The organism is Persicitalea jodogahamensis, assembly GCF_014651615.1.
GTDB lineage: Bacteria > Bacteroidota > Bacteroidia > Cytophagales > Spirosomataceae > Persicitalea > Persicitalea jodogahamensis.
On record NZ_BMXF01000002.1, the window covers coordinates 346,329 to 371,543 of the forward strand.

A 25,215-nucleotide genomic window follows, 5' to 3' on the forward strand; every position below is an offset into this window, starting at 1 on the left:
GTTAACAAATTATTCACAAAGTCGTAACTCAAAGGCCGATGTAATATTGCAATGCCTTTCTCATTTCTGCCGGGGCCACAGCAACGTCGTAAGCGCAGTTTCCGGCGGCATTCAGGAGCGAAAAGCGCACTTCGTTTCCGCGATTTTTTTTATCCTGCCGGGTAAGCGAAATGATTGTCTCTACTTCGTCGGTCTGAATGGCGGTTTTGCCAAACACCGAAAACATAAACTCCTCAACCTGTTCAAGGGTTTGGCGATCAATCATTTTTTTCTGGTAAGCCAGGTAACTCTCCATCACCATCCCCGCCGCAATAGCCTCCCCGTGCATTAGGCGCTCCTTCGGTGTCTTGGCCAAAAACAGCGTTTCTACCGCATGGCCCAGCGTGTGGCCAAAGTTCAGGATCTTCCGCAATCCTTTTTCGGTGGGATCCTGCGCCACGATGGCCTGTTTGATGGCCACCGAGTGTGCAATCAGATCAGGCCAGTTTTGCCTTTCCAGATCCCTTTCCCTGATCTCGTGCCACTTTTCAACATCGGCGATCAGGCAGTGCTTCACAACTTCGGCAAAGCCCGAGCGCAGCTCACGTTCCGGCAAAGTTTCCAGAAAAACCGGATCGATCAGTACCCGAATAGGCAACTGAAAAACGCCCAGGTGATTCTTGAACCCTTGAAAATCAATACCCAACTTGCCGCCCACGCTGGCATCTACCTGCGCGAGTAGCGTGGTAGGTACCTGGATAAAATCTATGCCACGTTTGTAGGTCGCGGCACAAAAACCACCCATGTCGCCGATAACACCCCCACCGACGTTGATAACCAACGCGTGGCGGTCGAGTTCGGCACGGGTCATGGCTTCCCAGATTTGCTCACAGGTCGCTAAAGTCTTATGTGCCTCACCAACAGGAACACTTACGACAGAATGCTTCGGAAGGTTGCTTTTAAATCGGTTGTAGCAGAATTTCCGGGTATTTGTATCGGCGATTACAATTATTTTAGAATAGTCTTTATTTTCCAGGAGGCTTTCTAAGCTACTGATAATGGGATTGATGTGTACGGAGTTGTCCATTTATTTTCGGTTAAAAAATGAGGATGGGTAGGGGTCAAAGATACGAGGGATGTCTGAGAGTTGGCCGTTGGTGAAAGTACTACTCCCCGAATTTTACGTACTTTTAGGGTTTTATTTCGTAGCATTGTTTTTCGGAATATTTCATAGAAACGAAGCCGAACCAGATGGCGAGTCAGTGAGAGTATGCGGATAAGCGTTGTCATTCCAACCTATAACGAAGAGGATAATATCGGCCGTTTGGTTAGCGAGCTGCGGCAATACGGCGGCACGCAACTGGCGGAGGTAATCGTTGTGGATGCCCCCAGCACAGACCGCACCGCCGAGGTGGCTCAGGCAGCCGGGGCGAAAGTCGTGGTGGCCGACCAGCCGGGTCGCGCCTGCCAGATGAATGCCGGAGCGCAGATTGCCACGGGTGAGGTACTGTACTTCGTCCATGCCGACGTGCATATTCACCCCGACTACGTCGACGACATCGAGCAGGCCGTGGCGGAGGGTTACACTCTGGGATGCTACCGCTACCAGTTCGACTCACCCCGGCTACTGTTGAAAATCAACGCCTTTTTCCAGCGTTTCGACCGGATTTGGAGCCGGGGAGGGGATCAGACGCTTTTCATTACCAAAAAAGAATTCGATCAACTCGAAGGCTACTGCGAAAAACACCGCGTGATGGAAGATTACGAGTTTATCATCAGGGCGCGGAAACAGCATCGCTTCAAGATTATCCCGAAGAACATCATCGTGTCGTCCCGTAAGTACGACGAAAACTCCTATTTCCGCGTAAACCTGGCCAATGCCGTGGTGATGTGGATGTACTTCCGGGGGGCTTCGCAACAAAAACTGATCGATACATACAAGTCACTTATAAAAACAGAGAAATACGGCGTCAAATCAGTGGACAGCTGATAATGAAAGTGATACAAAAGTATCGCCACGGGGTACCCGCACTGTCCGCTGTTACTGATCGAATAATTAAAATGCACACCACCAATTACTACGATACATTCATTGAAATAGCTGACGACTGTCCGGTGGGCAGGGCGGAGGTGCCGCCAATAAAGGGTGGGAAGAAGTCAGCCGCGAATCTGCAATTCGAACTGGTGCATCAAAACCCCTACCAATTTACGTCGGATGACGTAGTTTTCGAAGTATTTGCCCAGAAGCAGGATTTGACGGACAGCGAGAAGGAAGAGGGAAGAAATGCTTTTTTCTCGAAAGGCCAGCCTTGTTTTCGCGCTTCACCCTTGCCTAAAAGGTACGGCTGGGGCATCCATAGCGATGCAGAAGGAAAAATAGCCCTGGTCGCCGTCGAATCGGATGATTATCAAAAACTGGCTGAAAACAAAAAACTGAAACATACCAAAGCCATGCGCTCGAAAAGAGCCTAGGCAATCTCTGTCCGGAGCCAAACGCTTAACCAGAAGTCGCCAAACGGGCGGCCCCGTCTCAACTCTCAACTATCCCTTATTTACTAAATGACCCCACTCATTACCGCCATTCAGCAAGTAGGCATCGGCGTCGCGGACGCCGGCGAAGCCTGGCAATGGTACCGCCGCGTGATGGGCTTCGATGTGCCTATTTTCGACGATCACGCCGAGGCTAAATTGATGATCGACTACACGGGTGGCGAAGTACACGGACGCCACGCTGTGATGGCCCTCAATATGGCGGGCGGCGGCGGATTGGAAATATGGCAGTTTACTAGCCGTACGCCGGAGGCCGTTTCATTTCAGCCCGAGCCGGGCGATCTGGGGATTTTTGCGGTCAGGATCAAAGCCCCCGATGCTGGTTCAGCACACAAATGGCTCCAAAAACAGGCAAAAACCCAGGTCGGACCATTGAGTGAATTTCCCGACGGACCGGGTTTTTGGGGCGTCGATCCCTACGGAAATGCCTTCCAAATCGCGGAAGACTCGTCGTGGTTCGGACATACCGAGCAGGCCGTCGGCGGCGTGGCGGGGGTTGTCATCGGTGTTTCGGATATGGACAAGGCGATTGCGTTTTACCAGACCATCCTGAACCCATGCGAGGTCGTGTATGACAAAATCTCAGTCTTTGAGGACTTGCCCACTTCCGTGCCCAACCAGCGGTTCCGGCGGGTGGTGGTGCGCAAGAAAGTCACCGCGCACGGAGCGTTCAGCAAAATGCTCGGCAATGTCAATATCGAGCTTCTACAGGCCCTCGACCGGGAGCCGAAAAAGCTTTTCGCCAACCGCTACTGGGGGGATCTTGGCTTTATTCACGTGTGCTTCGACACGCTGGACATGGACGCCATGAAAAAGCGCCTGGCCGAAAACAACTACCCACTCACGGTGGACAGCGGCGGGTCGTTCGGTATGGAGTCGGCGGCGGGACGCTTTGCCTACGTTGAAGATCCGGACGGTACTTTGGTCGAACTCGTGGAAATTCACAAACTACCCATTCTGAAAAAAATAGGGTGGTACTTCAACATCGAAAAGCGGAAAGACCAGCGCCCGCTGCCCAATTGGATGTTGCGGTTGCTGGGATTGGGTCGGGTGAAAGACTGAGGGAAAAGGGAGGGGATTGAAACAGATGTGAACGAAAGTCGATCACCCAAGGCCAAGAGACCGAATCGTCATCGATTCGCTTTTGATAACATCCGCTTAACATGGACCAAAGGGATAGTCTTTACTTTTGGATTTGTAATTACCAGTCGATCCCATGCGCATCCTATTCCTGTCTTCCATCATTTTTCTCTACGCATCGCTCCTTTTTGGCGATCACGCTTCCCTGGCCCAAACCCGGCAGAAGAAAGCTCTTTTTGTCATCGTGGACGGCATTTCCAGCGATGTGGTTGAGAAAATCAAAACGCCCAACCTCGATGCCATCGCAGCGGTGGGCGGATACACCCGCGCCCATGTGGGGGGTGGTAAGGGTACTTACTCGCAAACGCCTACCATTTCGGCAGTAGGGTATAATAGTCTGCTGACGGGGACCTGGGTGAATAAACACAACGTGTGGGGCAACGGTATCAAAGACCCCAACTACCACTACTGGACCATATTCCGGTTTCTGCGGGAGCAATATCCGCATAAGCAAAGCGCGGTATTCTCCACCTGGCTCGACAACCGTACCAAACTGATTGGCGAGGGACTGCCCCAGACGAACTACCTGCGGATTCAATACCCCTTCGATGGATTTGAGCTGGATACCGTTAATTTTCCCCACGATAAGGAAAAGCACTACATCCGCACGATTGACGAAAAAGTAACGAACGAAGCCGCCGCCTACATCCAGACAGAGGCTCCGGATTTGAGCTGGGTGTATCTGGAGTTTACGGATGACATGGGCCACCGCTACGGCGACAGCGAACAATTTCACGAAGCCATCCGCCTGATGGACGATCAGATGGGGCGCCTGTGGAAAGCTATTCAATTCCGGGAGAAAAACTTTGCCGAGGACTGGCTGCTTATCATCACCACCGACCACGGCCGCGACGCCACTACCGGCAAAGGACACGGCGGACAGTCGGACCGGGAGCGCAGTACCTGGATGGTTACCAATGCCAAAAACCGCAACGCTCATTTCACCTCCATACCCGACGTATCCACGCCGGGCATCGTGGATATTATGCCTACTTTGGCGAGGCACCTGAATATTGCGCTGCCCAAAGAACAAGCCTTCGAGATCGACGGGGTACCCCTGATCGGTCCTCTCTCGGCGCAGCAACTTTCCGCCACCAAAAACGGCAACCACATCGACCTGACCTGGAAATCAGTTGCCAAAGCCGGAAAAGTGAAAATCTGGCTCGCACCCACCAATCAATTCAAGGAAGGCGGCCAGGACCGCTATCTGCTAATGGCCGAGGTACCCCTGTCCGATGAAAAAGCCCGGCTCGATGTGTCGAAGGTACCTTCGAAGTTTTACAAAATTGTCGTTGAAGGACAGCACAATGCGCTGAACACCTGGGTGGTGGAGTAAATCAGGAACCGGAGTCACTGAATTAGGGTAAACCGCGCCCGGTCGTATCGTCAAACGTTTCATTCGCGCCAGTGAATTGTCTCGATGCACAGCATGGAGTAACCCACCGTCTGTCTCCTTGCAAACCTGCTCTTACTCACCTATTTTTGTTGATATAACAACAATTTTTCGTCCGCCTGTCTTTCATGAAAAAGATCTTCTTCGCTATTCTGCTGCTGACCTCAATGTTTGCAGCGTCAATCTCCCACGCCCAAACTACCCCCACCTGGCTCCGCTATCCGAGCATTTCCCCCGACGGCAGCACCATCGTCTTCACCTACAAAGGCGACTTGTGGAAAGTACCCGCCGCTGGCGGTAACGCCACGCCGCTCACGCTGCACGAGGCGCAGGATTTCATGCCCGTATGGTCACGGGATGGCAAGAGCATTGCCTTCGCGTCGGATCGCTACGGCAATTTCGATGTGTTTGTGATGCCTGCCACGGGCGGCGAACCCAAGCGACTGACGTTCCACTCGGCGGATGAGTTTCCCTACGACTTTTCGCCGGATGGCAAAAATGTAATCTTCGGTTCGGCGCGGCAGGATTTGGCCGCCAACCGCCAGTTTCCCACGGGTTCGCAGCCGGAGTTGTACCAGGTACCTACCAAAGGGGGGCGTGTAGATCAGGTTTTCAGTACGCCCGCCGAGGACGTGAAGTACAGCAAAGATGGCAGTAAATTAGTGTATCATGACAAAAAAGGGGGCGAGAATGCCTGGCGCAAGCACCACACTTCCTCCATCGCGCGGGATATTTGGGTGTACGACACCAAATCGGGCAAGCATACCAAACTCACGACCTTCGCCGGAGAAGACCGTAACCCTATTTTGAGCGACGACGGCAAGACCGTCACGTTCCTCAGCGAGCGACAGGGCTCGTTCAACGTACACCGCTTTGCGCTGGATAACCCAGCGACTGTTGAGACGTTAACTTCCTTCAAAAAACATCCCGTCCGTTTCCTGAGCCGTGCCAATGACGGTACCTTGTGTTTCAGCTACGACGGAGAACTATATACTTTGAAACCCGACGCCAAGCCGCAAAAAGTCAACGTGCAGATCGCGTCCGATGCCCGCAGCAACAACGAAAAAGTGATGACCGTGAGCGGCAGTGCGCGCGGGATGGCGGTATCGCCCAATGGCAAAGAGGTAGCCTTCATCTACCGGGGCGAGGTATTTGTGACTGCCGTGGAAGGAGGCATGACCAAACGCATCACCCACACGCCCGAACAGGAGCAGGAAGTAAGCTTTTCGCCCGACGGCAAGGCACTCATTTACGCCTCCGAGCGTGGCAACAGCTGGAATATCTACGAATCCCGGATCAACCGCAAGGAAGAGCCGTATTTTTATGCTTCCACGGTGTTGAAGGAAACGCCGATCATTGAAAACAAGCAGGAGAACTACCAGCCCGTGTACTCGCCCGATGGCAAGGAAGTCGCCTACATCGAGGATCGCATGACGCTAAAAGTCTATAATCTGGATAGCAAAAAATCCCGCACGCTGCTGACCAACCAGGAGTTATTCTCGATGCGCGACAACGACCAGTACTTCCAATGGAGCCCCGACGGCAAATGGATTGCCTTTGATTACAGCGTCCCCGGTATTGCCAGCGGCGAAATTGGCCTGATCGCGGCCGATGGCAAGGGAAAAGTGGTCAACCTGACCCAAAATGGTTTTCAGGATTACCGCGCCAAGTGGGTAAACGGGGGCAAACAGATTCTCTGGTTCAGTACTCGTGACGGACTGCGCAGCCAGGCGCAGAGTGGCGGGGCGCAATCAGATGTGTACGCCATGTTTCTGACCCAGAAGGCGTTCGACGATTTCAATATGAGTAAGGAAGAGGCCGCCCTGGCCAAAGACATTGAGAAAGCCGCCAAGGGTGATTCGACAAAAAAAGATTCTACCAAAAAGAAAGAGGCACCCAAGGACACGACCGTCACCATCGAGTGGGACGGGCTGGACATGCGCAAGGCCAAACTGACCATTCACTCGTCGAGCCTCGGGGATGCGCTGTTGAGCAAGGATGGTGAAACGCTGTACTACCTCGCCAAATTCGAGAAAGGCTACAATCTGTGGAGTACCAATCTGCGCACTAAAGAGACCAAGCAGGTACTTGTGATGAATTCGGGCAATGGCTCGATGGATTGGGACAGGGAGCAGAAAAATATTTTCCTGAATGCTGACGGCAAAATCCTGAAAATAGATCCCGAAAAAGCCAAGCAGGAAACCATCAAGATCAACGGCGAAATGATGGTCGATCTGGCCGCCGAGCGGCAATTCATGTTTGACCACGTGTGGCGGCGCACCAAGAGCACGTTTTACACGGCCAGCATGCACGGCGTGGATTGGGACAGCTACCGCCCGGATTATGAAAAGTACCTGCCGCACATCGGCACCAATTTCGAGTTTGCCGAGCTACTTAGTGAATTGCTTGGCGAGCTAAACGTGTCACACAGCGGCGCGCGCTACTCCGATTCCAAACCTACCGACGACGCCACGGCGGCGCTTGGTGCTTTTTACGATTATGACTATAGCGGCAACGGTGTCCGCGTGACGGAGGTAGTGAGGGGCGGACCGCTTGACAAGGCGGGTTTCGACGTGCAGCCCGGTACTGTCATCGAAGCCATCGACGGCGAGACCATCGCGCCCGACCGCGATCTGGCGCAGTATCTCAACCGCAAGGCCGACCAGAATACGCTGCTCACGCTGATGGAAAACGGCAAGCGCCGCGACATTGTGGTGAAGCCTATCAAGCCTTCGGAAGAAAGCCGCCTGCTCTACACCCGCTGGGTGAAGCGTAACCAGGAGGAAGTGGAAAAACTGAGCAAAGGTACCCTGGGCTATGTCCATATTCCAGGGATGAACGACGGCGCGTACCGCACCACCTACGAGGAAATCATGGGCAAGTACGCGGGCAAAAAAGGCATCGTGATCGACACCCGTTTCAACGGCGGCGGCGACCTGGTGGCCGACCTGGCGATGTTCCTGAGCGGCAAGAAGTTCATGGACTACACCACCGATACCCGTTCCAATGGCTACGAGCCCAACTTCCGCTGGACCAAGCCGAGTGTGTCGCTGGCCAACGAAGCCAACTACTCCGACGGCCATTGCTACGCTTTCATGGTGCAGGATCAGAAAATCAACAAGCTTATCGGGCAGCCGGTGCCGGGTACCTGTACTTTTGCGGGCTGGGAAAGTTTGCAGGACAACACCATTCGCTGGGGGGTACCCCCGCTGGGCGTGAAAGCCATGACCGGACAGTACCTCGAAAACGCCCAAACCGAACCGGATGTGAAAGTCTGGAATGCCTACGAAGAGGTAGCGAAGGGCAAAGACGCTCAGCTGGAGAAGGCGGTGGAGGTACTTATGGCGGAGGTGAAGTAGAGGTAGAAAGTTATTGATGGATGAGCAAAGTTGCAAAATACAAGTTGTTTGAAAGTTGTGACCCCTTCGGGTTCATATGCTTATAGAAAACCAAAGTGCTATAAACAGGTGACCCCGTAGGGGTCGAAAAAACAGATCGCGCTTACTTTACTTTTCAAATCAATTCGCCTATCAATAAAAGGTGAAGCGGTTAATGGTTCGCGGCAGTTTGTTGTCAAATTGTGGGAGCGAATCTAGGTGTTCGCCCAATGGCTGAGCTAAACAATTAATTAAAAACACAAGTGGCAAACACTTCAATGACATTTATCGAATTAGCAGAAAGAGTCTTGAGAGAAGAGAAATCTCCTCTAACGGCGAATGAGATATGGAAAGTTGCCGAAAATAAAGGATACAGTTCCCAGCTAAATAGTCAGGGAAAGACACCGTGGGCAACGCTGGGAGCTCAGATTTACGTAAATGAGAGGGACAATAGCCAGACTCCGTTTGCTGTTGTAGGGAAAAGGCCGAAGCGTTTTTATTTAAAAGAACAAGCTAGTTTATTCGACTTAGAACAAATTGAAACTACGGAGAATACCGAAGAGATTACAGACAAGAAAACCAGAACTCAGTACCTTGAAAAGGATTTACATCCATTTTTGGCTCATTTCGCCTATTACTATTTAAAGTGTTACACCAAGACTATAAACCACTCTAAATCAAATAAAAAGGAGTTTGGGGAATGGGTGCATCCGGATGTTGTAGGCTGTAATTTTCCGATTGGGGAATGGAGCACTGAAGTATTGAATTTGAGTTCGAGTGTAGGGAATAACTCTATAAATATCAAATCGTTTGAACTAAAAAGGGAATTGAATCTAGGTTCGTTACGTGAGAATTTTTTTCAAACAGTGTCTAACTCCTCTTGGGCAAACGAGAGTTATCTTGTAGCGGCCGAGATCTCTAAAAACGAAGATTTTCTGAATGAATTGACCAGACTTTCTACATCTTTTGGAATCGGTATTATAAGGTTAGATATCGAGAATCCACTTTCGTCAGAAGTTATTTTACCAGCAAGAACAAGAGAAAATCTAGATTGGGAAACAATCAATAAGCTCACGCTCAATAGAGATTTTAAAGATTTTCTCAAAAGGATCAAAAATGATTTGACCAGTAATGAAATCCGTAAAGAAGAGTATGACAGAGTTTATGAACCGGAAGAATTAATTAAATCAATTACTAAAAAGAGATAATTATTTACTTGCCGCGCAAAGTCGGCGAGTACTTCGATGCGCTGGAAGGCAAATACGAAATTGAAAAACTGAACAATGGTGAAATCCGCCTGCACCTCAGCGCTCAGTTTCGGTTATCCATAAGGTTTAATTTTTACAGTGGTTTTTGGAGCAGACGCATCATGCTCGACATTCAGGAAAATATTCTGGAAATAATAAAGCGCAGATGTGAATATCAACGAGCGAAGCAGTAATCCATGAAACTACCCGAAATTCAACTCCTGGAAACCGCGCTGGTCGTGCTGGCCGTGATCGTCGGACGAAGAATCCTTGGCGGTGTTTTAAAGAAAATATACCAGAATCTCGACCTGCAGGAACGCCGCTTCCGGCTGATCAATAAGATCAAGGACATTATTCTTTACGCCGTAGCGCTGGTCTTTATTCTGACCATCTGGTCAGTCGGGCAGAGTGACGTGCTGCTGTTTGTAAGCTCTTTTCTGACGATCCTGGGCATCACGCTTTTTGCCCAATGGTCGCTGTTGTCCAACATTACGGCTGGGATTATTTTGTTTGTCAACCATCCGGCCAAAGTGGGGGATCGCGTGCAGGTACTGGACAAAGATTTCAACATCAGTGGAGACATTAGTGATATTGGTCTGTTTTTTATATCCATCACTACGGATGAGAATAACGAAATAACGATCCCCAATTCAATGATTTTTCAGAAGATGGTGAAAATTGGGGTACAAGCCCCGCCTAAACCTCAATGAAACGCTTTATAATCTGTTGCTTCCTGATTTCTTTTTCAACCGCGCAAGTATCGCTGGGGCAGATCAAGTATGAGAAGGAGTACCGGCTCAAAGCGGTGGATATCCCGCCCGCAGCCCGGCAGTTTGTGGATTCGCTGGACTTTGAACGGCGCGTGCGGTGGTACGTGGAGGTGAGCCAGCAAGGAAAGTCCATCGAAGCAAAAAGTAAGCGGGGAGGACAAAAGTACAGCGTGGAGTTCGATACTACGGGGCGGCTGCAGGACGTAGAAATTGAAGTGAGTTGGAGAGACTTGCCGGAAGCCCTTCGGAAAAACATCGAACAAAACCTGGAAAATGAATTTAAACGATTCAGAATAAGAAAAGTACAACGGCAGTTTACGGGAAAAAGTGAAGATGTACTGAACTACCTCGGACAGCGTGGCAATGGCAATCGACTGACCATCAAATACGAGCTAGTATTAAGAGGTAGAAAAGATGGGGAAACGGATGAATTTGAGTACACCTTCTCGGCTGAAGGCAGGCTGGAAAAAAGGGCGAAATTGGTTTTCAGGAATACGGATAACTTGGAATACTGAGCGATGAAAAAGCTTGTTTCATTTCTTTTTCTCTGCCTGCTAAGTACCCCCCTCCTGGCGCAGAGTACCTATCTAGCGGGGCTGCTGCCCGCTCTGAATGTCAACCAAAAAATAACCGGAACCTGGCGGCTCAACTATAAGGTGGAATCCCGGTTGCTCGGCGCTGAGGGGCGTTTCTCCGAACCGACGCCTCTTGAAGTGCAACACAGCCTGACCGACTTGGCGGTGGTTGCTTCCCGGAAGGTGGGGCTGAACAATTCACTGGCGGGTGGGTATCTGATTCGCCTGGAAAAGGGCGGCCCCGCCCACCGTCTGATCCAGCAATACACCCTGGTCAGGAGCTTTGACTATTTCCGGCTGGCCCACCGCTTTTCTGCCGACCAGACTTTTTCCAGAACCGAAGCTGCGGAAGTTCGCCTGCGCTACCGGATTTCGTTCGACATTCCGCTGAACGGGCGGGAAGTGGACGACCGGGAGTTTTATCTGAAAATTAACCACGAGTACCTCAACGCCTTGAACGAAGGAAAGTACGGGCTGGAAATACGTTTTGTGCCATCGCTGGGCTATGCTTTCAATGACAATAATAAAATAGAGTTCGGGGTCGACTACCGGCTATCTGATTTTCTCACGGGTTCCCCGGAAAATGCCTTTTGGTTGCCTCTGACCTGGTATATTGGGATTTGATTGCCGAGGAGTCCCGCCGTTGGACTTCTTTTCCAGCTCATGCAGTTTTAAAGTACTTATTCCGTCAGTGCGATAATTTGTCGGTGGCAACTACCCCTTGGTCAAGTCCGTCATGCTCCCGCTGATGGCAGTAGTTGACAGCTACCGGGTGCTTTTCTACTTCAACCGGTAAAAAGCCCTCTCCGATGAAAAAAAGATCAGAAAGAAACACGACCATCGTCCTGCTTTTGGTCGGGACGTTGGCATTGGTAGGAGGAATCTACCTTTTTGTAGGGAAGCTGGAATTTCTGAAAAACTCTGTGGTGGTCGATGGCGTGGTCAGTGACCTGGATTCCAGGTCTTCAAAAAACGGCAGAACCTACTACCCGGTCATCACCTACCGGGGGGCCGGAGGGCGGGAACAGACCTTTGTTTCAAGCGTGGGGTCATCCCCCGCTTCCTACGAGATCGGTGAGTCTGTCAGGGTGCGCTACGAGGCAGGCAAGCCTTCAACGGCCGTAATCGCGGCATTTTGGGAGATATGGGGCATCGTTTCGATAGCGGCGGGTCTTGGTCTTATTTTTCTGGCCATCGGAATCAGTACTATCGTTGCCGCCATGCGCCTCAACCGGTTGCGGGAGGAACTACCCCGGACAGGCAGGATGATCGAACTACCGGGAAGAGCCGAAAAGGTTCAATCGAAATCGAAGACGGAATTTTACGTTCGATCGGAGTGGCACAACCCGGAGGATGGGAAAATATATCTTTTCGACAGTGAAAAATTCTATTTTGATCCCACTCCGTTCCTGGTCAACCGCCTCGTTCAGGTCTGGATCGACCCCCTGAACCCCAAAAAAAGATATTACGTCGACACGGCCTTTCTACCCGTCGAAGCTTAAAGTGAACGGATGACACCGCTCAGCTGAGCCAGGGCCAAATCTTTACGCACCGCACGCCCAAAGCACAATTTCCTAACACTGTCTGGTGGCTTTTCGCTACCTTTCGGCTCTTTTCGAAAAACCTAGGTTCTAAGGTGTCCTGTTCTGCTATCCTGTAACCTCCGACGATGATCCATTCAAACCCATTGCAAAAGAGCATTATTGATCGTTACAACATTACCTTTCACGGTCAGGGTGAGCAGGTGATCCTGTTTGCACACGGCTTTGGCTGCGACCAGAACATGTGGCGCTATGTGGCCCCTGCTTTTGAGCAGGACTACAAGCTCGTGATGTTTGACTACATCGGTCACGGGCGCACCAGTCCCGAGCATTACAACCGGGATCGCTACGCCAGTTTGCAAGGCTACGCTCAGGATATTCTGGACATCTGTCACGCTCTCGAGCTGGACAATGTTATCTTGGTGGGGCACTCGGTCAGCAGCATGATCGGCGCGCTGGCCTGCATCCAGGAGCCCGACCGTTTTGCCCGCCTTATCATGGTGGGGCCGTCGGCCTGCTACATCAATGATGGTGCCTATGTCGGAGGGTTTGAGCGGCAGGACATTGAAAGCCTGCTGGAGATGATGGACGGCAATTTCCTGGGCTGGGCCAATGCACTCGGTCCCACGATCATGGGCAACGGCGACCGTCCCGAACTGAGCCAGGAACTGACCGAAAGTTTCTGCAAGACCGACCTGGACGTAGCGCAGCAGTTTGCCCGCGTAACGTTCTACGGCGACAATCGCAGCGATCTGCCGAAGCTGCGAACGCCCTCGCTGGTCATTCAATCCCTGGAAGACGTGATTGCTCCCGTCGAGGTGGGGGAGTACGTTGCCAAAAATATTCCCAACAGCAGCTTTCGCATGATTTCGGCCACGGGCCATTGTCCCCACTTGAGCGCTCCCACCGAAACAGTCGAAGCCATTCGTGAGTACTTGTCGCGCACTAACTGAGTGGGCCAACGAACCAAACCATGCCTGATCCGACTGCGCTTCTTCCCGGCGGTGTGCTGGTGCTGGACGCCGAAAGTCGCATCATTACCATCAATCCCTACGCCTGCACGCTTCTGGGGTACGATGAGGCCGATCTTCTGGGCGAAAAGATAGATAGACTGCTGACAACGGCCAGCCGGATTTATTTCCAAACCCACCTGTACCCGTTGATTACGCTCCAGAAAGCAGCCGATGAGCTATACCTGACCCTGCAAACGCGTGAGCGTATATGGATTCCCGTACTACTCAATGTTTCCACCCACGATCAGGACGGTGAGATCAGGACCTACTATGCATTTATCCCCGTCTACCAGCGGCGTAAATTCGAGCAGGAGCTCATCAATGCCAAAAAGTCTGCCGAAGATGCCCTCTTGCGCAACGATGAGCTACGCCGGCTGCAGCAGCAACTCCAATCGCAACAGGCTGATCTCGACCGCCAAATAGGACTTTTACGGCATCGCAATGATGAACTCGAGCAGTTCAGTAAAATCATATCCCATGATTTGCAGGAGCCACTGCGTAAGATCAATCTCTTTGCCGATCTGCTTACCCGCGAAGAACCCGCTGCTTTCACGACTATGGGACGCCGCGCGCTGGATGGCGTCGCCCGGTCTTCGGCCAGGCTCCGGGCCCTCATCACCGACCTGCAGCTGTACTTCAGCCACGACGTGCGCTCCTCGGATAAGGTCGGAGTGGTGGATACCGAAGCACTCGTGCATACTGTTGCTGAAGAGTACAGCGCAGCGGACACCCTGTTTCAGGTAACAAAACTACCCGCCGTGCTGGGCGACCGGGAAGAACTGATCCGGCTTTTCCGGCACCTGCTCGACAATGCCGTGAAGTTCAGGCATCCCGATCGTCCACTCACTGTTCAGATCAGTGGCACCGTCCTGAGTGTGAATAGTTTTCAGCACTTGCCCGACAAGTACCGCTACAACGACTACGTGCGCATCGTCGTGGCCGACGACGGCATCGGCTTCGATAACCGCTACCGCGAGGACATCTTCCGAATCATGGAAAAATTGGACGCCCGCTCGCCCGGTATCGGGCTGGGCCTGGCCCTTTCAAAGAAAATTGTAGAAAAACACAACGGCCAGATTTCGGCGAATTCCGAGCCGGGACAGGGTACGCAGATTACGGTGCTGCTGCCCGTGGCGTGAGTGGTATGGCGCTACAGTTAGTAGATGGTTGACGAAGACGTGATTTGTCGGATACCTGACATTGGTAAGCGGGCGGTTTTGAAATATGTCTGGTAAGAGCACGCAAGTCTTTGACCTGCTTTGCAATGAGCCACTCATTGTGAACTGGCGGCAATGTGAGCTTCCGGCTACCGCTCACTGGGTACTTGGAGATATCCCAAAGATTTGCTCATCGCAAGGGTAAATGGGTTTTCATTATAGTTGCTTTTAGCTAATTTTTTATAGTAATAATTATGTTTTTATAAACGTATTTTATGGTGTTTTTAACTGCGAAATAAGCTTCTGCCAAAATATATTTAGAGATTAATCGGTACGCGCAATCGTTATATTTTGTGTACTTGCCTATTCTCGTTATAAATCTGTAACAATATTTCAAACATTTTTTACCGATTTTGGTGTTAACTTGCAAGTATCAACTCTTTCACCAAACTAATCTATTAAAGTATGAGAAAACTTTTGCTATCATTCATTGGGACCTTCCTGATTGTCGGCTTAGCGCTGGCTCAGGACAGAACCGTGACCGGGAGGGTCACGGCAGACGACGGTTCTTTTCTGCCTGGTGTCAGCGTGCAGGTTAAGAGTACCACACGCGGCACAACTACCGACGCCAGCGGTAACTACCGGATCGAGGCGTCGGCCAACGATGTGCTGGTCTTCAGCTTTGTAGGGTTTGCCCCACTTGAAGAAACCGTAGGAAATCGAAGCACAATTAACGTAAGCCTGGACTCTGACACCCGGCTGCTTGAAGAAGCAGTGATAGTGGGTTATGGTACTCAGTCGCGCAAAACCCTGACCGGGGCTCAGTCTAATATTTCGGCCGAAAAAATCGAAAACACGCCCCTGCCTTCGGTAGATCAGGCACTGCAGGGTAAAGTGGCCGGTCTACAGTCATTGTCCAGCAGCGGTCAGCCTGGGGCGGCTCAGCAGATTCGTATTCGGGGTATAGGCTCGATCACCGCCAGTTCGGAACCCCTGTACGTCGTGGATGGAATTCCTATCAATGCGGGCGACCAATCAAGGCTAACTACCTCTACCAATGCGCTTGCGGGCATCAACCCTACCGATATCGAATCGATCACGGTTTTGAAAGACGCCGCTTCAGCCTCTATCTATGGATCTAGAGGAGGCAACGGGGTCATTCTGATCACAACAAAGAAAGGCCGCAACGGCAAAACAAGATTCAAGGTAGATGCTGAAAACGGCGTGACCAACATTGCGTTAAACGATCAGGCCAGGCCCCTGAGCCGGGACGAATACCTGATGCTCACCACCGAAGGACTGCGGAATATCGGGCGTACCGAGGCTCAGATAAATACTACGCTCAATTCGTTGGGAGCCAATGCTATGGACCCACAGAATCCCAATATGCCGGTCAGTACCGACTGGTACGACCTTGTGACGCGCCAGGGAACCCAGCAGCAGTACAACATCTCGGCTTCGGGGGGCGATAACAAGACTCAGTTTTTCGCTTCTACCGGGTACTATCAGCAGACGGCCCCGGTCATCGGTTCTGATTTTGACCGCATTTCGGGCAATGTGAATGTAACCCACAATGCCACCAAGAAACTGTCTTTCAAAATAGGAGTCAACCTGGGCCATACCAAATCCACCGCTCCGAACGCCGGTGGAGCTTTTGCCAACCCTATTCTGTCGTCGTACTTTCTGCTACCTACCCGCCCTGCTTACGACGCCAACGGCGATCCCAATTATTCGCAGGCCGATTTTCCCAGCATCTATAATCCGGTGGCACTCGTGGCTTTCAATAAGCGGCGCTTTGCCAACCTGCGGGGGCTAGGGAATATCGGAGCCGACTACCGTATCCTGAACAACCTGACATTCAGCACTAAGCTGGGCCTGGATGCCAACAGCATCGAGGAATTGCAGTACGACAACCCCTTCTTCGGCGACGGACGCAATACCAACGGACGCTCTTTTACGTACTACACGCGGTCGTTCAACTGGAACTGGACCAACATCCTGGATTACCGGCTGGACCTGAGCGATGCCAAGGATATTTACCTGGATTTGAAACTCGGGTACGAAGCCCAGAAATCGAAACTATACGGCATCTCTGCTCAGGGACAGGGCTTCCCGCCCACCACGGACCTGATTCTGCCTAACGTGGCGGCTACACCTACTACGGCCTCCGCTTTTGGCTCCGACTATTCTTTCAACTCGATCCTGAGCAACGCTGCGTTCAACTACAAAGACCGCTACTCACTGAGTGGCAGTTTCCGTCGTGATGGTTCCTCGCGCTTCGGTTCCAACAACCGCTATGGTAACTTCTGGTCGGTAGGCGCTGCCTGGAATTTAGACGAAGAGGCCTTCCTGAAAGAAAGTTCTCTGGTATCTTCGGCCAAGCTGCGTGCCTCTTACGGCGTGAACGGCAACGCGGGTATTGGCAACTACGAGTGGCAGGCTACCTACGGCTTCGGCAGAAACTACAACAAGCAGCCGGGTAGCGCTCCCGATGGGATCGGAAACAGCAATCTCACCTGGGAACAGAACAAACCTTTTGACGTAGGGCTGGATCTGGGCTTGTTCAATAACCGGCTAAGTTTCATCGTCGACTACTACATTCGTAAAACCGACCGCCTGCTGTTGCGCGTACCGTTGTCCCGCACGTCTGGCTTTGCCGACATTCTCGATAACGTAGGGTCCATGGAAAACCGGGGCCTGGAATTCACGGTGAATGGCACCCCATTCGAGGGACCTTTTACCTGGGATCTGAACTTCAACATATCGTTCAATAAAAACAAAATTCTGAATCTGGCGGAAGGTCAGGACGAATACATCGATGGTGCGTTCATTCGTCGGGTGGGCGAGAACTTCACCAGCTTCTACGCCCGCGACTGGGCCGGGGTAGATCCACAAACGGGCGCGCCTCAATGGTGGAAAGATGCCGCCAAAACGGAAAAAACTACGGTGTATAACGATGCCGAGCGTGTCATAGTCGGGCAAGCCATGCCCAATGCCTTTGGCGGATTATCGAGTGTGATGCGCTTCAAAGGATTTACCCTGGATGCCCAACTCAACTTCGTAACCGGTAACTCCATCAACGCCATCTGGGCTCGCTATACCGAAAGTGACGGCTGGAACCCCAGCTTCAATAAATCGCGGAAGCTGCTGGAGCGCTGGCAAAATCCCGGTGATATCACCAATGTGCCGAAGTATGTCTACAACAACACGACCAATTCGCAGGAATACTCAAGCCGCTTCATCTACGATGGTAGTTATATGAGACTACGGACCGTGACGCTCACTTATGCGTTGCCGAAAACCCTGACGGGGCGCATCAAGATGGATAACGTCAGCGTCTTTGCCCGGGGCCTTAACCTTTGGACCTATACTTTTGACGATGAGGTAACGTTTGATCCCGAGGTCGGGGTAGACGGTCGTAACAACCTTAATGTGTTCATACCCAAAACAATGACTTTTGGGTTGAGCCTGGGTTTCTAAGATGGTAACTAGTCGACAAATTTTATTTTAGCTTAAATCAAGACATGAAAAACAAAATGATATATACGCTGAGCCTGGCAGTCTTACTGTCGCTGGGCTCATGCAAGGAATCTTTTCTGCAACTGGATCCTTACGATGCTTTGCCGGCCTCTACGGCCATCACCACGGCTGCCGACATGGAGGTGGCCACCAACGGGTTGTATTCCATGTTGCGTTCGGTGGGCCTGTATGGCCGTACCATTCCGTTTACAAACGACCTGCTGGCCGACAATGTCTACCTGTCAGTGCAGAATTCGGGACGTTATTTACCCCTGTTCAACTATTCAGTGAATTCTCAGAATGGCGATAACCTGGGGACGTGGAACAATGCCTATACTGCCATCCTGCGGGCCAACAACATTATCAATGCCGAGGTTAGCTCGGCTCAAGCCGATCAGTTTCGGGGCGAGGCGCTGACGGTCCGTGCGCTGATGTACTTTGAATTGATCCGGATTTATGCACTGCCGTACACCAGCAATCCTTCGGCCCTGGGAGTACCTATCGTACTTGAGTTCGATCCTACGCTAAAACCTTCCCGAAACAGCGTTCAGGAAGTGTATACTCAGATGATCAACGACCTCACTCAGGCTTACTCGTTGATGACCAACACTACCAAGAACTCGTCGTATGTTTCTAAATACGTGGCCAAGGCTTTGCTGTCGAAAGTGTATTTCTACATGGGCGATTACGCCAAATCCATTCAGGAAGGGCTGGTAGTTGTGAACGAAGGCGGCTACAAACTTGCTCCGGCGGCCGAGTATGGAGCATACTGGAAAAATCCTGCTCCGGTAAGCAATAAGCTTGAAACGATTTTTGAAGTGGCTTCCGATGGCGTCAACAATGCAGGCTTTGATGCCTTGGTCAACATGTACTCGCAGAGCGGCTACGGGGACGGACTGGTGGCCAATGATCTGTTTGCCCTGTACTCCAATACCGACGTACGCAAATCGTTAATTATTCCAGGTACCCGTGGTGGCGAAAGCGTCAATATTGTCAATAAATACCAGAACATCACGAATCCGGATGATAAGGACGACACCAAGGTGCTGCGCTATTCTGAGCTCTTGCTTCAGTTGGCTGAGAGTTACGCCCGTACGGGCGACCAAGCCAATGCGCTCAAGTATCTGAACCAGGTGGCCCAGACGCGCGACCCGGCTTTTGCCGGATACAGCTCGTCGGGCAATGCCCTCGTTGAGAACATTATTACCGAGCGGCGTAAGGAACTGGCCTTCGAAGGCAACCGCTTTGCCGACCTCAACCGCCTGGGCCGTCCCATCGCTCGCAACGCGCAGTACCCTGCCTCGGCAACACAGATTGACTTTACGGACACGCGCCGCATTTTGCCTATTCCACAGGTAGAGCTCGATGCCAATAAGAATATTACTCAGAATCAAGGCTATTGATTCTGTAAGGTAGTACGATCTGTGGTTTATACCGGCCCCACGCTGACTGTCAGCGTGGGGCCGGTGTTTTAAGGTCTACTTGCCTTGAAGTGCAAGTGCGTAGGGTCCCAGTTTTTTTCGTGCATCTTCTTCCGGATAAATAGAATTAAGCTGGATCTGTTTGCGGGGAATCAGGCCTACCAAACTACCTATGCCGCCTCCAACCAGAGAAACCACACCAAAGACCAGGATACCCGGAGGGGCGGCGCAGCTTGCTCCAATGATCGCATCGCCAAGCGTTGGTTTCCGTTGAGTGCCATCGCAACCCATGGAATTGTCCGAAAGGGTACTTACTACCATGGAAGTTTCCAGGGTGATGAAGCTGGCCAGATAGCCTATTCCGAAGCCTCTCCCGGCAGAGTTCAGGCGCCTGATAGCTATCTGGCCTATTTCCTGAAAAGGAACCACAAAAGTGGGTAGTTGATTGTCCAGCAGGGCCTGTCTGACCTCTTTCTTTGACATGGCCGCTACCGTTTTTTTGTCAAGCATAACCAGCCCCTGCGGGCTGACATCATACACGATTCCCTTAATTGAAGAGTAGTCATAATGAATGACTTTCGCCTGAAAAATTTTTACTTTTTGAGCCTGAGCGGGCCCACAAAATACAACCCCAAGCCAGCAGGCCAAAAGTGTTACACTTTTCATAAGGTGGGAGTTATGTAGTACATGAGTTTATCAAATATACTACCGCGGTCGATTCGGTGAACATCCCTTGTGTAATAAAGTTGCATAACAATCATTTCAACATGAAGATACCTTGATCTATCGGATATAGGACACTGGCAAGCTGGCGTTTGCAAAGCAGATTCAGTTTTCAATTTTCCTGCCTATCTTGCTATTACCTAACTAATTCCCATGAACCTATCCGATCCCGAATACAAATCCTGGCTGATTGAACTGAAAGCCAAAATCCGCTCCGTGCAGCTGAAAGCCGCCATAGCGGTCAATTCCGCCCTGATTGAATTCTATTGGGAACTGGGAAAAATGATCGAGGAAAGGCATACGGGTTACGGAAGCCAATTTTTGGACGTACTATCCAAAGACCTGAAATCTGAATTTCCTGAAATGAAGGGGCTATCTTATCGAAACCTTGCTTTATGCCGTCAGTTTTATCTTTTTTATTCATCTTCAATTCTGCAACAGCCTGTTGCAGAATTCAGCCAACAGCCTGTTGCCCAAATTCCCTGGGGGCATAATGTATTGATATTCAGTAAGTCGATCGATATTAAGGAGGCGAATTTTTATCTGCAGCAAACGCTGGAAAACAACTGGAGCCGGGATGTACTGGCCTTGCAGATCAAATCCCGGCTCTACGAGCGGCAGGGGAAAGCCATCACGAATTTCAAGCATACGCTTCCTTCACCCCAGTCCGAGTTGGCCGAGCAAACCCTCAAAGACCCCTACATCTTTGATTTTATGACCATGACCGCGCCGTACAAGGAGCGGGATATCGAAAATCAACTGGTTTCGCACGTCATGAAGTTTCTGTTGGAACTGGGCAAAGGATTCGCATTTCTCGGTCAGCAGTACCATCTCGAAGTGGCTGGCAATGATTATTACCTCGACTTGCTCTTTTACCACACCAAACTAAAATGCCACGTGGTCATTGAGCTGGAAAATACCAGATTCATTCCAGAATACGCGGGAAAACTCAATTTTTACCTGTCGGCGGTGGATACCTTAGTGAAAGAACCGGACGATAAGCCCACGATTGGCATCCTGCTCTGCCGGGATAAAAACAACGTGGAGGCCGAGTTTGCCCTGCGCGACCTCAACAAACCCATGGGCGTGAGTGAATTTCAATTTACGGAAGTACTACCCGACGAATTGAAAAGCAGCCTGCCGACGGTGGAAGAAATTGAGGAAGAGTTGAAGGGGATTGGATGAGGGGTAGCTAAGTTAACAACTTCCCAATTTCAATTTTCAAATTGGGAAGCTCACGGACAATGATGGTCCAGATGATTTCGTCAGAGGTATTAACGTAACTGTGAATAATTCTGTTTCTAGTTCCGATTATATTTTTGGCATTTTTAATCGGGAAGGCACTGTCCTGTTTAAGAATCCGGCTCATTGCTTCACCGATAATTTCCAGATTCCTCTCGACCGCCTTCTTTGTTTTAAATCGCGCTTGTAATCTGAGAAATCTCGTTTATCTCCCAGGAATTCAAAGATTTTATCAATGGATTGGTCGATGTCCAGCAGCCAGGTTTGGACCTTACTATCCATAAATTTTAATTTTAGTACGATCGAGCTGCTGCCTGAATAGCTTATTGTGAATCGCTCGCTCTTCCAATAAATCAACCTGACGGTTGAATAATGCTTCCAGCTTCTCTTTAAGACTAAAATATAAATCCGTGTATTTGAAGGGATCGTTTTCCTCAAAATCAACCACTAAATCGATATCCGAATCTTCGTTGAAATTATCCCTTACAACTGAACCAAAGGCAAAAAGAGATTTTACTATGTTTGCTTTGCAAAGGTTTTTCATTTCTTCGGTTTGTAAGTGGTTCAGAGTCATTCTTTGAATAGGTCATATTGAAAAAGTATTATATCATTACAGATGCCAGTTGATTCAAAATAGAGATTAGCGCGGATTTAGCTAAATACATACTTGTTTATAAAGTCTCCTCTCGTAACCCTTGCTGTTCTTCCATGCGTAGCTTGATACATGTAAGAATAATAGTTTCTAAACTCAGAGCTTGTATTGGTTTTATTGCTCATGACCATATCTTCGAATTTAAGAAGTCTTTCTTTTAAGTCATGTGGTATTGAATCAATATGGTTAGCAGTTTCGACAATTAGTGAAAAGAAATTAGATTTTCTAAACCACATAGAGTCAGTAGGTAAATCTAATGATGAAACAATGGAAAATGTACGAATTAATACTTCTCTCATTTTATCCATATTGGGATATTCCTCATTCAAGCTTGACACTTTATTTTCTACTTCTCTATCTTGTGCAAAATAACCCTCATTTTCAATTGTAGACATAATTAGTAAAATAAAATGTAAATCTGCCATTCTTGTAAATTCAGATTCTTTAAGAACTCCATATTCAGTAAGGTCTATATTGTCAAGGATATCTTTTGCAGTTTGAATAAATTTTCCGTCGTAGATAGCATTATGTATTTCAATATTTTCAAGTTTAAATTTTGTAAGGTTGATTCTTCTAAATATTTCTCTTACAGTTTCTTCTTTGACATTGCCAATGTCTCGCATTACTATTTGATATGATAAAAAGCCTTTCTTTTGATCTTCTGTTAACTGATCATATTTTAGGATTTTCGTAAATTTTTTTTCGTGATCTCCCTCAATATATTTTTTAATTGTAGTAAGTCTCTGTTGTCCATCTATAACATTTCGAGTCGTCTTTAAAAATTGTAAATCTATCTCACCTTGGCTGACATAGATTTCAGGAAAAGGATAACCATTCAATATAGTATCAATAAAATCTTCTTGATGGTCGCTAGTCCAAACAAATTTTCTTTGAAAATCAGGCCTTAAAATAAGTCTACCTGAGTTGATAGATTCATAAATATCAGCAATTGTAGGGTTGGTAACAGATGGCTTGATTTGATCTATCATGACAATTTCTCGATTTCTATTGATTTTTTTAATTGTTTAATGCCACTTACAATATATCTTTCTAAGTATTTATGAGATTTAAAAACTCCGGCTGTTACCTTGTAGTTTCCTACTTCTGACCTGCCATATGAAATTGATTGGAAAAACTGAAACCATGAACTCTTAATTTCATTACCCCTAAAAGATATTGGTAGTAGATCAGGTCTCATCCAACCAATAGCAGTATATTCTAAGAATTTATGATACTCTTTTATTTCCTTTTCGGAGACGGTTTTTCTAGATTCTCTAAGTTGTAATTGATAGTCTTGAATAAAATTCATTATCCTTTCATAAAGTTTGACAGAAACAATTGTAACATCAATATCAGATTCTAGATCAAACTCCTTTCTTTTATAAGGACTAAATCCAAGCTTGGCTGATCCCGTAATATAAACTTCATGAAAATCAATGAAATATTCGTTCGAAATACGCTTTCTAAAATCGTAGTAGTCGCCTTCTTTGTTTATAAATATTTTTGGGGTTCCGTGTAAGATATTTTTTCTACAAAAATCGATTAATTCTTCTTCGTCTTTTGTTTGAGTTAACGATTTGAAAAAATCTTCCATGGTTTTATGAAATAATGCTTCCGTAATATATCGATTAAAGTGTTTATGCCAAATTATTCACCGTACGTACTCAATCTTTCCTCAGCAGTCGCTCGGCTTTGCCAAGTGACAACTATCCCTCAGCCCTCAGGTCAGTTATCTCCCTATCAACAGTCAATACAACGAAACTAGCTAGGGTAGACACCAATACCAATTTTCTCCAAACCCTTAAATACCAAGTACTTTGGCTGTTATTTCTTCCCTTCTCCCGGCGCAAAGCAAGGTACCACATCCTCGCTGAAATAGGGTTCCTGAGCCACCCAAAACATATAGTCTACTTTCATAAAGTCCTTGGCAAAGGCGTGCAGAACCGGGACGAGGTTTTTCCGTTTGGCTACTACCTCGTTGCTGCCGGTGGTACCCACGTAGTTCCCATCCTGAATGGCAATGCCGAGAGGTACCTTGTAATCAGACTCGTGCATCATCGCCACGGTATGATTGAGGTTTCCTTTGCGGGTGTACATCAGGTCGGGGCCACCCAGGCCCACCCCGATCTGCTCGCCGTAGGCATAGAGCGCGCGCAGGTACCCCTTGTCGTCGTAAGGCAACCATTCGTCGGGCATGAAATTGGCGTATTGCATGGTTGTGGATTGGGGAAAGGCCTTTTTGAGGGATAGCATATTTGCCTTCAAACCTTGCACATACTTCTCGGGAGTGAAACTTGCATCGACCTTCGCCGTAACTCCAATGGCCGTCTCCTGCAGGTTGATCCCTTCTATTTTTCCGTCAAATTCCTGGCCCAAAGCCGACATCAATAAGGCAAACCGTTTTTGTACCTCGGGGTTCCAGCGCTTCGCCACCCATCCTTCCACCTTGCCGTTGTCGTCGAGCTGAGTCACTGTGCCTCCGTCGTATTCCGCGGCAAGCAGGTAGGCCGGTATTGCTTTGTACTGGGGCAAAAAGGTCGCATCCTGAAACTGGATGAATAATTTCTTGCCGTGGGCTTTGAGGTATTCATAATCTTCCCGTACGATCGTAAAGTCGTAGGTGTCCTTCTCCGGCTCCAACTCCCTCCACGCGTACATGATCTGGGCTCCCTCAAATCGGCCCACCCTCAAAAAGGAATGATCGCGCATGTTCTGCCTATCGCGGGCAAAATAGACAAAGTGCTTTATGGCATCTTTTTCCAACGGACATGACGCGCCCAGGTACTGCTTGTAAGAGTCTATATACCTATCAGCAAGATTATTTTTCTGTCCAAAAGCAATGGTTGCCTGGCTAAACATTACCAGTAAATTGAGTATCAGGAACTTCATAGCCAGGCCGCTTTTTCGATTTGTAAC

Annotated in this window: 24 protein-coding genes; 16 read left to right on the plus strand and 8 right to left on the minus strand. The window is 49.4% G+C overall.

The features are described 5' to 3' along the window. Positions 1 to 28: 28 nt before the first annotated feature. Positions 29 to 1,066, minus strand: coding sequence for a 3-dehydroquinate synthase (gene aroB / locus IE117_RS11545; protein WP_189564571.1), 1,038 nt, complete (start codon positions 1,064 to 1,066; stop codon positions 29 to 31). Between the two features lie 183 nt (positions 1,067 to 1,249). On the opposite strand from aroB, the gene IE117_RS11550 reads away from it, so the two are divergent. The 15 genes from IE117_RS11550 to IE117_RS11620 all read left to right on the plus strand — a co-directional run bounded on the left by IE117_RS11550 (position 1,250) and on the right by IE117_RS11620 (position 19,664). Beyond that, positions 1,250 to 1,969 carry a TIGR04283 family arsenosugar biosynthesis glycosyltransferase gene (locus IE117_RS11550; protein ID WP_189564572.1) on the plus strand — a complete coding sequence of 240 codons (720 nt, stop codon included), beginning with the start codon at positions 1,250 to 1,252 and terminating at the stop codon, positions 1,967 to 1,969. Between the two features lie 71 nt (positions 1,970 to 2,040). After that, positions 2,041 to 2,451 carry a DUF6157 family protein gene (locus IE117_RS11555; protein ID WP_308439285.1) on the plus strand — a complete coding sequence of 137 codons (411 nt, stop codon included), beginning with the start codon at positions 2,041 to 2,043 and terminating at the stop codon, positions 2,449 to 2,451. Between the two features lie 87 nt (positions 2,452 to 2,538). Next, complete coding sequence (locus IE117_RS11560; protein ID WP_189564573.1) at positions 2,539 to 3,591, plus strand: VOC family protein; 1,053 nt, start codon at positions 2,539 to 2,541, stop codon at positions 3,589 to 3,591. A 154-nt stretch (positions 3,592 to 3,745) separates the two neighbouring features. Then, positions 3,746 to 5,005, plus strand: a complete 1,260-nt coding sequence (locus IE117_RS11565) for an alkaline phosphatase family protein (RefSeq protein WP_189564574.1) — start codon at positions 3,746 to 3,748, stop codon at positions 5,003 to 5,005. A 185-nt stretch (positions 5,006 to 5,190) separates the two neighbouring features. Then, positions 5,191 to 8,421 carry a S41 family peptidase gene (locus IE117_RS11570; RefSeq protein ID WP_189564575.1) on the plus strand — a complete coding sequence of 1,077 codons (3,231 nt, stop codon included), beginning with the start codon at positions 5,191 to 5,193 and terminating at the stop codon, positions 8,419 to 8,421. 296 nt (positions 8,422 to 8,717) lie between these two features. Next, on the plus strand, positions 8,718 to 9,647 hold the full coding sequence (locus IE117_RS11575; RefSeq protein ID WP_189564576.1) for a COG2958 family protein: 930 nt from the start codon (positions 8,718 to 8,720) through the stop codon (positions 9,645 to 9,647). Between the two features lie 8 nt (positions 9,648 to 9,655). Further along, entirely contained in the window at positions 9,656 to 9,880 is a 225-nt protein-coding gene (locus IE117_RS11580; RefSeq protein ID WP_189564577.1) for a hypothetical protein, read from the plus strand. A gap of 3 nt (positions 9,881 to 9,883) precedes the next feature. After that, positions 9,884 to 10,396, plus strand: a complete 513-nt coding sequence (locus IE117_RS11585; protein WP_189564578.1) for a mechanosensitive ion channel domain-containing protein — start codon at positions 9,884 to 9,886, stop codon at positions 10,394 to 10,396. Next, a complete protein-coding gene (locus IE117_RS11590; RefSeq protein WP_189564579.1) occupies positions 10,393 to 10,971 on the plus strand; it encodes a hypothetical protein in 579 nt (192 codons plus the stop codon). Before IE117_RS11585 ends, IE117_RS11590 begins: the two co-directional genes overlap by 4 nt. 3 nt (positions 10,972 to 10,974) lie before the next feature. Further along, positions 10,975 to 11,655 carry a DUF2490 domain-containing protein gene (locus tag IE117_RS11595; protein WP_189564580.1) on the plus strand — a complete coding sequence of 227 codons (681 nt, stop codon included), beginning with the start codon at positions 10,975 to 10,977 and terminating at the stop codon, positions 11,653 to 11,655. A gap of 185 nt (positions 11,656 to 11,840) precedes the next feature. Then, a complete protein-coding gene (locus IE117_RS11600; protein WP_189564581.1) occupies positions 11,841 to 12,533 on the plus strand; it encodes a DUF3592 domain-containing protein in 693 nt (230 codons plus the stop codon). A gap of 167 nt (positions 12,534 to 12,700) precedes the next feature. Further along, entirely contained in the window at positions 12,701 to 13,525 is an 825-nt protein-coding gene (locus IE117_RS11605) for an alpha/beta fold hydrolase (protein WP_229580756.1), read from the plus strand. Positions 13,526 to 13,545: 20 nt separating this feature from the next. Then, positions 13,546 to 14,724 carry a sensor histidine kinase gene (locus IE117_RS11610; RefSeq protein ID WP_189564582.1) on the plus strand — a complete coding sequence of 393 codons (1,179 nt, stop codon included), beginning with the start codon at positions 13,546 to 13,548 and terminating at the stop codon, positions 14,722 to 14,724. A 483-nt stretch (positions 14,725 to 15,207) separates the two neighbouring features. After that, positions 15,208 to 18,222 (plus strand): SusC/RagA family TonB-linked outer membrane protein, encoded by a 3,015-nt coding sequence (locus tag IE117_RS11615; RefSeq protein WP_189564583.1) that lies wholly within the window; start codon positions 15,208 to 15,210, stop codon positions 18,220 to 18,222. A 44-nt stretch (positions 18,223 to 18,266) separates the two neighbouring features. Then, complete coding sequence (locus tag IE117_RS11620) at positions 18,267 to 19,664, plus strand: RagB/SusD family nutrient uptake outer membrane protein (RefSeq protein ID WP_189564584.1); 1,398 nt, start codon at positions 18,267 to 18,269, stop codon at positions 19,662 to 19,664. Between the two features lie 75 nt (positions 19,665 to 19,739). On the opposite strand, the gene IE117_RS11625 is transcribed toward IE117_RS11620, so the two are convergent. Further along, entirely contained in the window at positions 19,740 to 20,348 is a 609-nt protein-coding gene (locus IE117_RS11625; RefSeq protein WP_189564585.1) for a hypothetical protein, read from the minus strand. 210 nt (positions 20,349 to 20,558) lie between these two features. On the opposite strand from IE117_RS11625, the gene IE117_RS11630 reads away from it, so the two are divergent. Next, positions 20,559 to 21,590, plus strand: coding sequence for a PDDEXK nuclease domain-containing protein (locus IE117_RS11630; protein WP_189564586.1), 1,032 nt, complete (start codon positions 20,559 to 20,561; stop codon positions 21,588 to 21,590). A gap of 7 nt (positions 21,591 to 21,597) precedes the next feature. Here the strand turns inward: IE117_RS11630 and IE117_RS26245 are convergent, their stop codons facing one another. The 6 genes from IE117_RS26245 to IE117_RS11655 form a co-directional block, all read right to left on the minus strand. Continuing rightward, a complete protein-coding gene (locus tag IE117_RS26245) occupies positions 21,598 to 21,795 on the minus strand; it encodes a HepT-like ribonuclease domain-containing protein (RefSeq protein ID WP_374757967.1) in 198 nt (65 codons plus the stop codon). Continuing rightward, a complete protein-coding gene (locus tag IE117_RS26250; protein WP_229580760.1) occupies positions 21,771 to 21,929 on the minus strand; it encodes a hypothetical protein in 159 nt (52 codons plus the stop codon). Before IE117_RS26250 ends, IE117_RS26245 begins: the two co-directional genes overlap by 25 nt. Continuing rightward, complete coding sequence (locus IE117_RS11640) at positions 21,922 to 22,221, minus strand: nucleotidyltransferase family protein (RefSeq protein ID WP_189564587.1); 300 nt, start codon at positions 22,219 to 22,221, stop codon at positions 21,922 to 21,924. The genes IE117_RS26250 and IE117_RS11640 overlap by 8 nt, the downstream gene beginning before the upstream one ends. A 77-nt stretch (positions 22,222 to 22,298) precedes the next feature. Continuing rightward, positions 22,299 to 23,288 carry a DUF262 domain-containing protein gene (locus IE117_RS11645; RefSeq protein WP_189564588.1) on the minus strand — a complete coding sequence of 330 codons (990 nt, stop codon included), beginning with the start codon at positions 23,286 to 23,288 and terminating at the stop codon, positions 22,299 to 22,301. Further along, positions 23,285 to 23,893, minus strand: a complete 609-nt coding sequence (locus tag IE117_RS11650) for a hypothetical protein (RefSeq protein ID WP_189564589.1) — start codon at positions 23,891 to 23,893, stop codon at positions 23,285 to 23,287. The genes IE117_RS11645 and IE117_RS11650 overlap by 4 nt, the downstream gene beginning before the upstream one ends. A 230-nt stretch (positions 23,894 to 24,123) precedes the next feature. Beyond that, positions 24,124 to 25,188: a hypothetical protein gene (locus tag IE117_RS11655; RefSeq protein WP_229580762.1), complete on the minus strand. Its 1,065-nt coding sequence runs from the start codon at positions 25,186 to 25,188 to the stop codon at positions 24,124 to 24,126. Between the last annotated feature and the right edge of the window lie 27 nt (positions 25,189 to 25,215).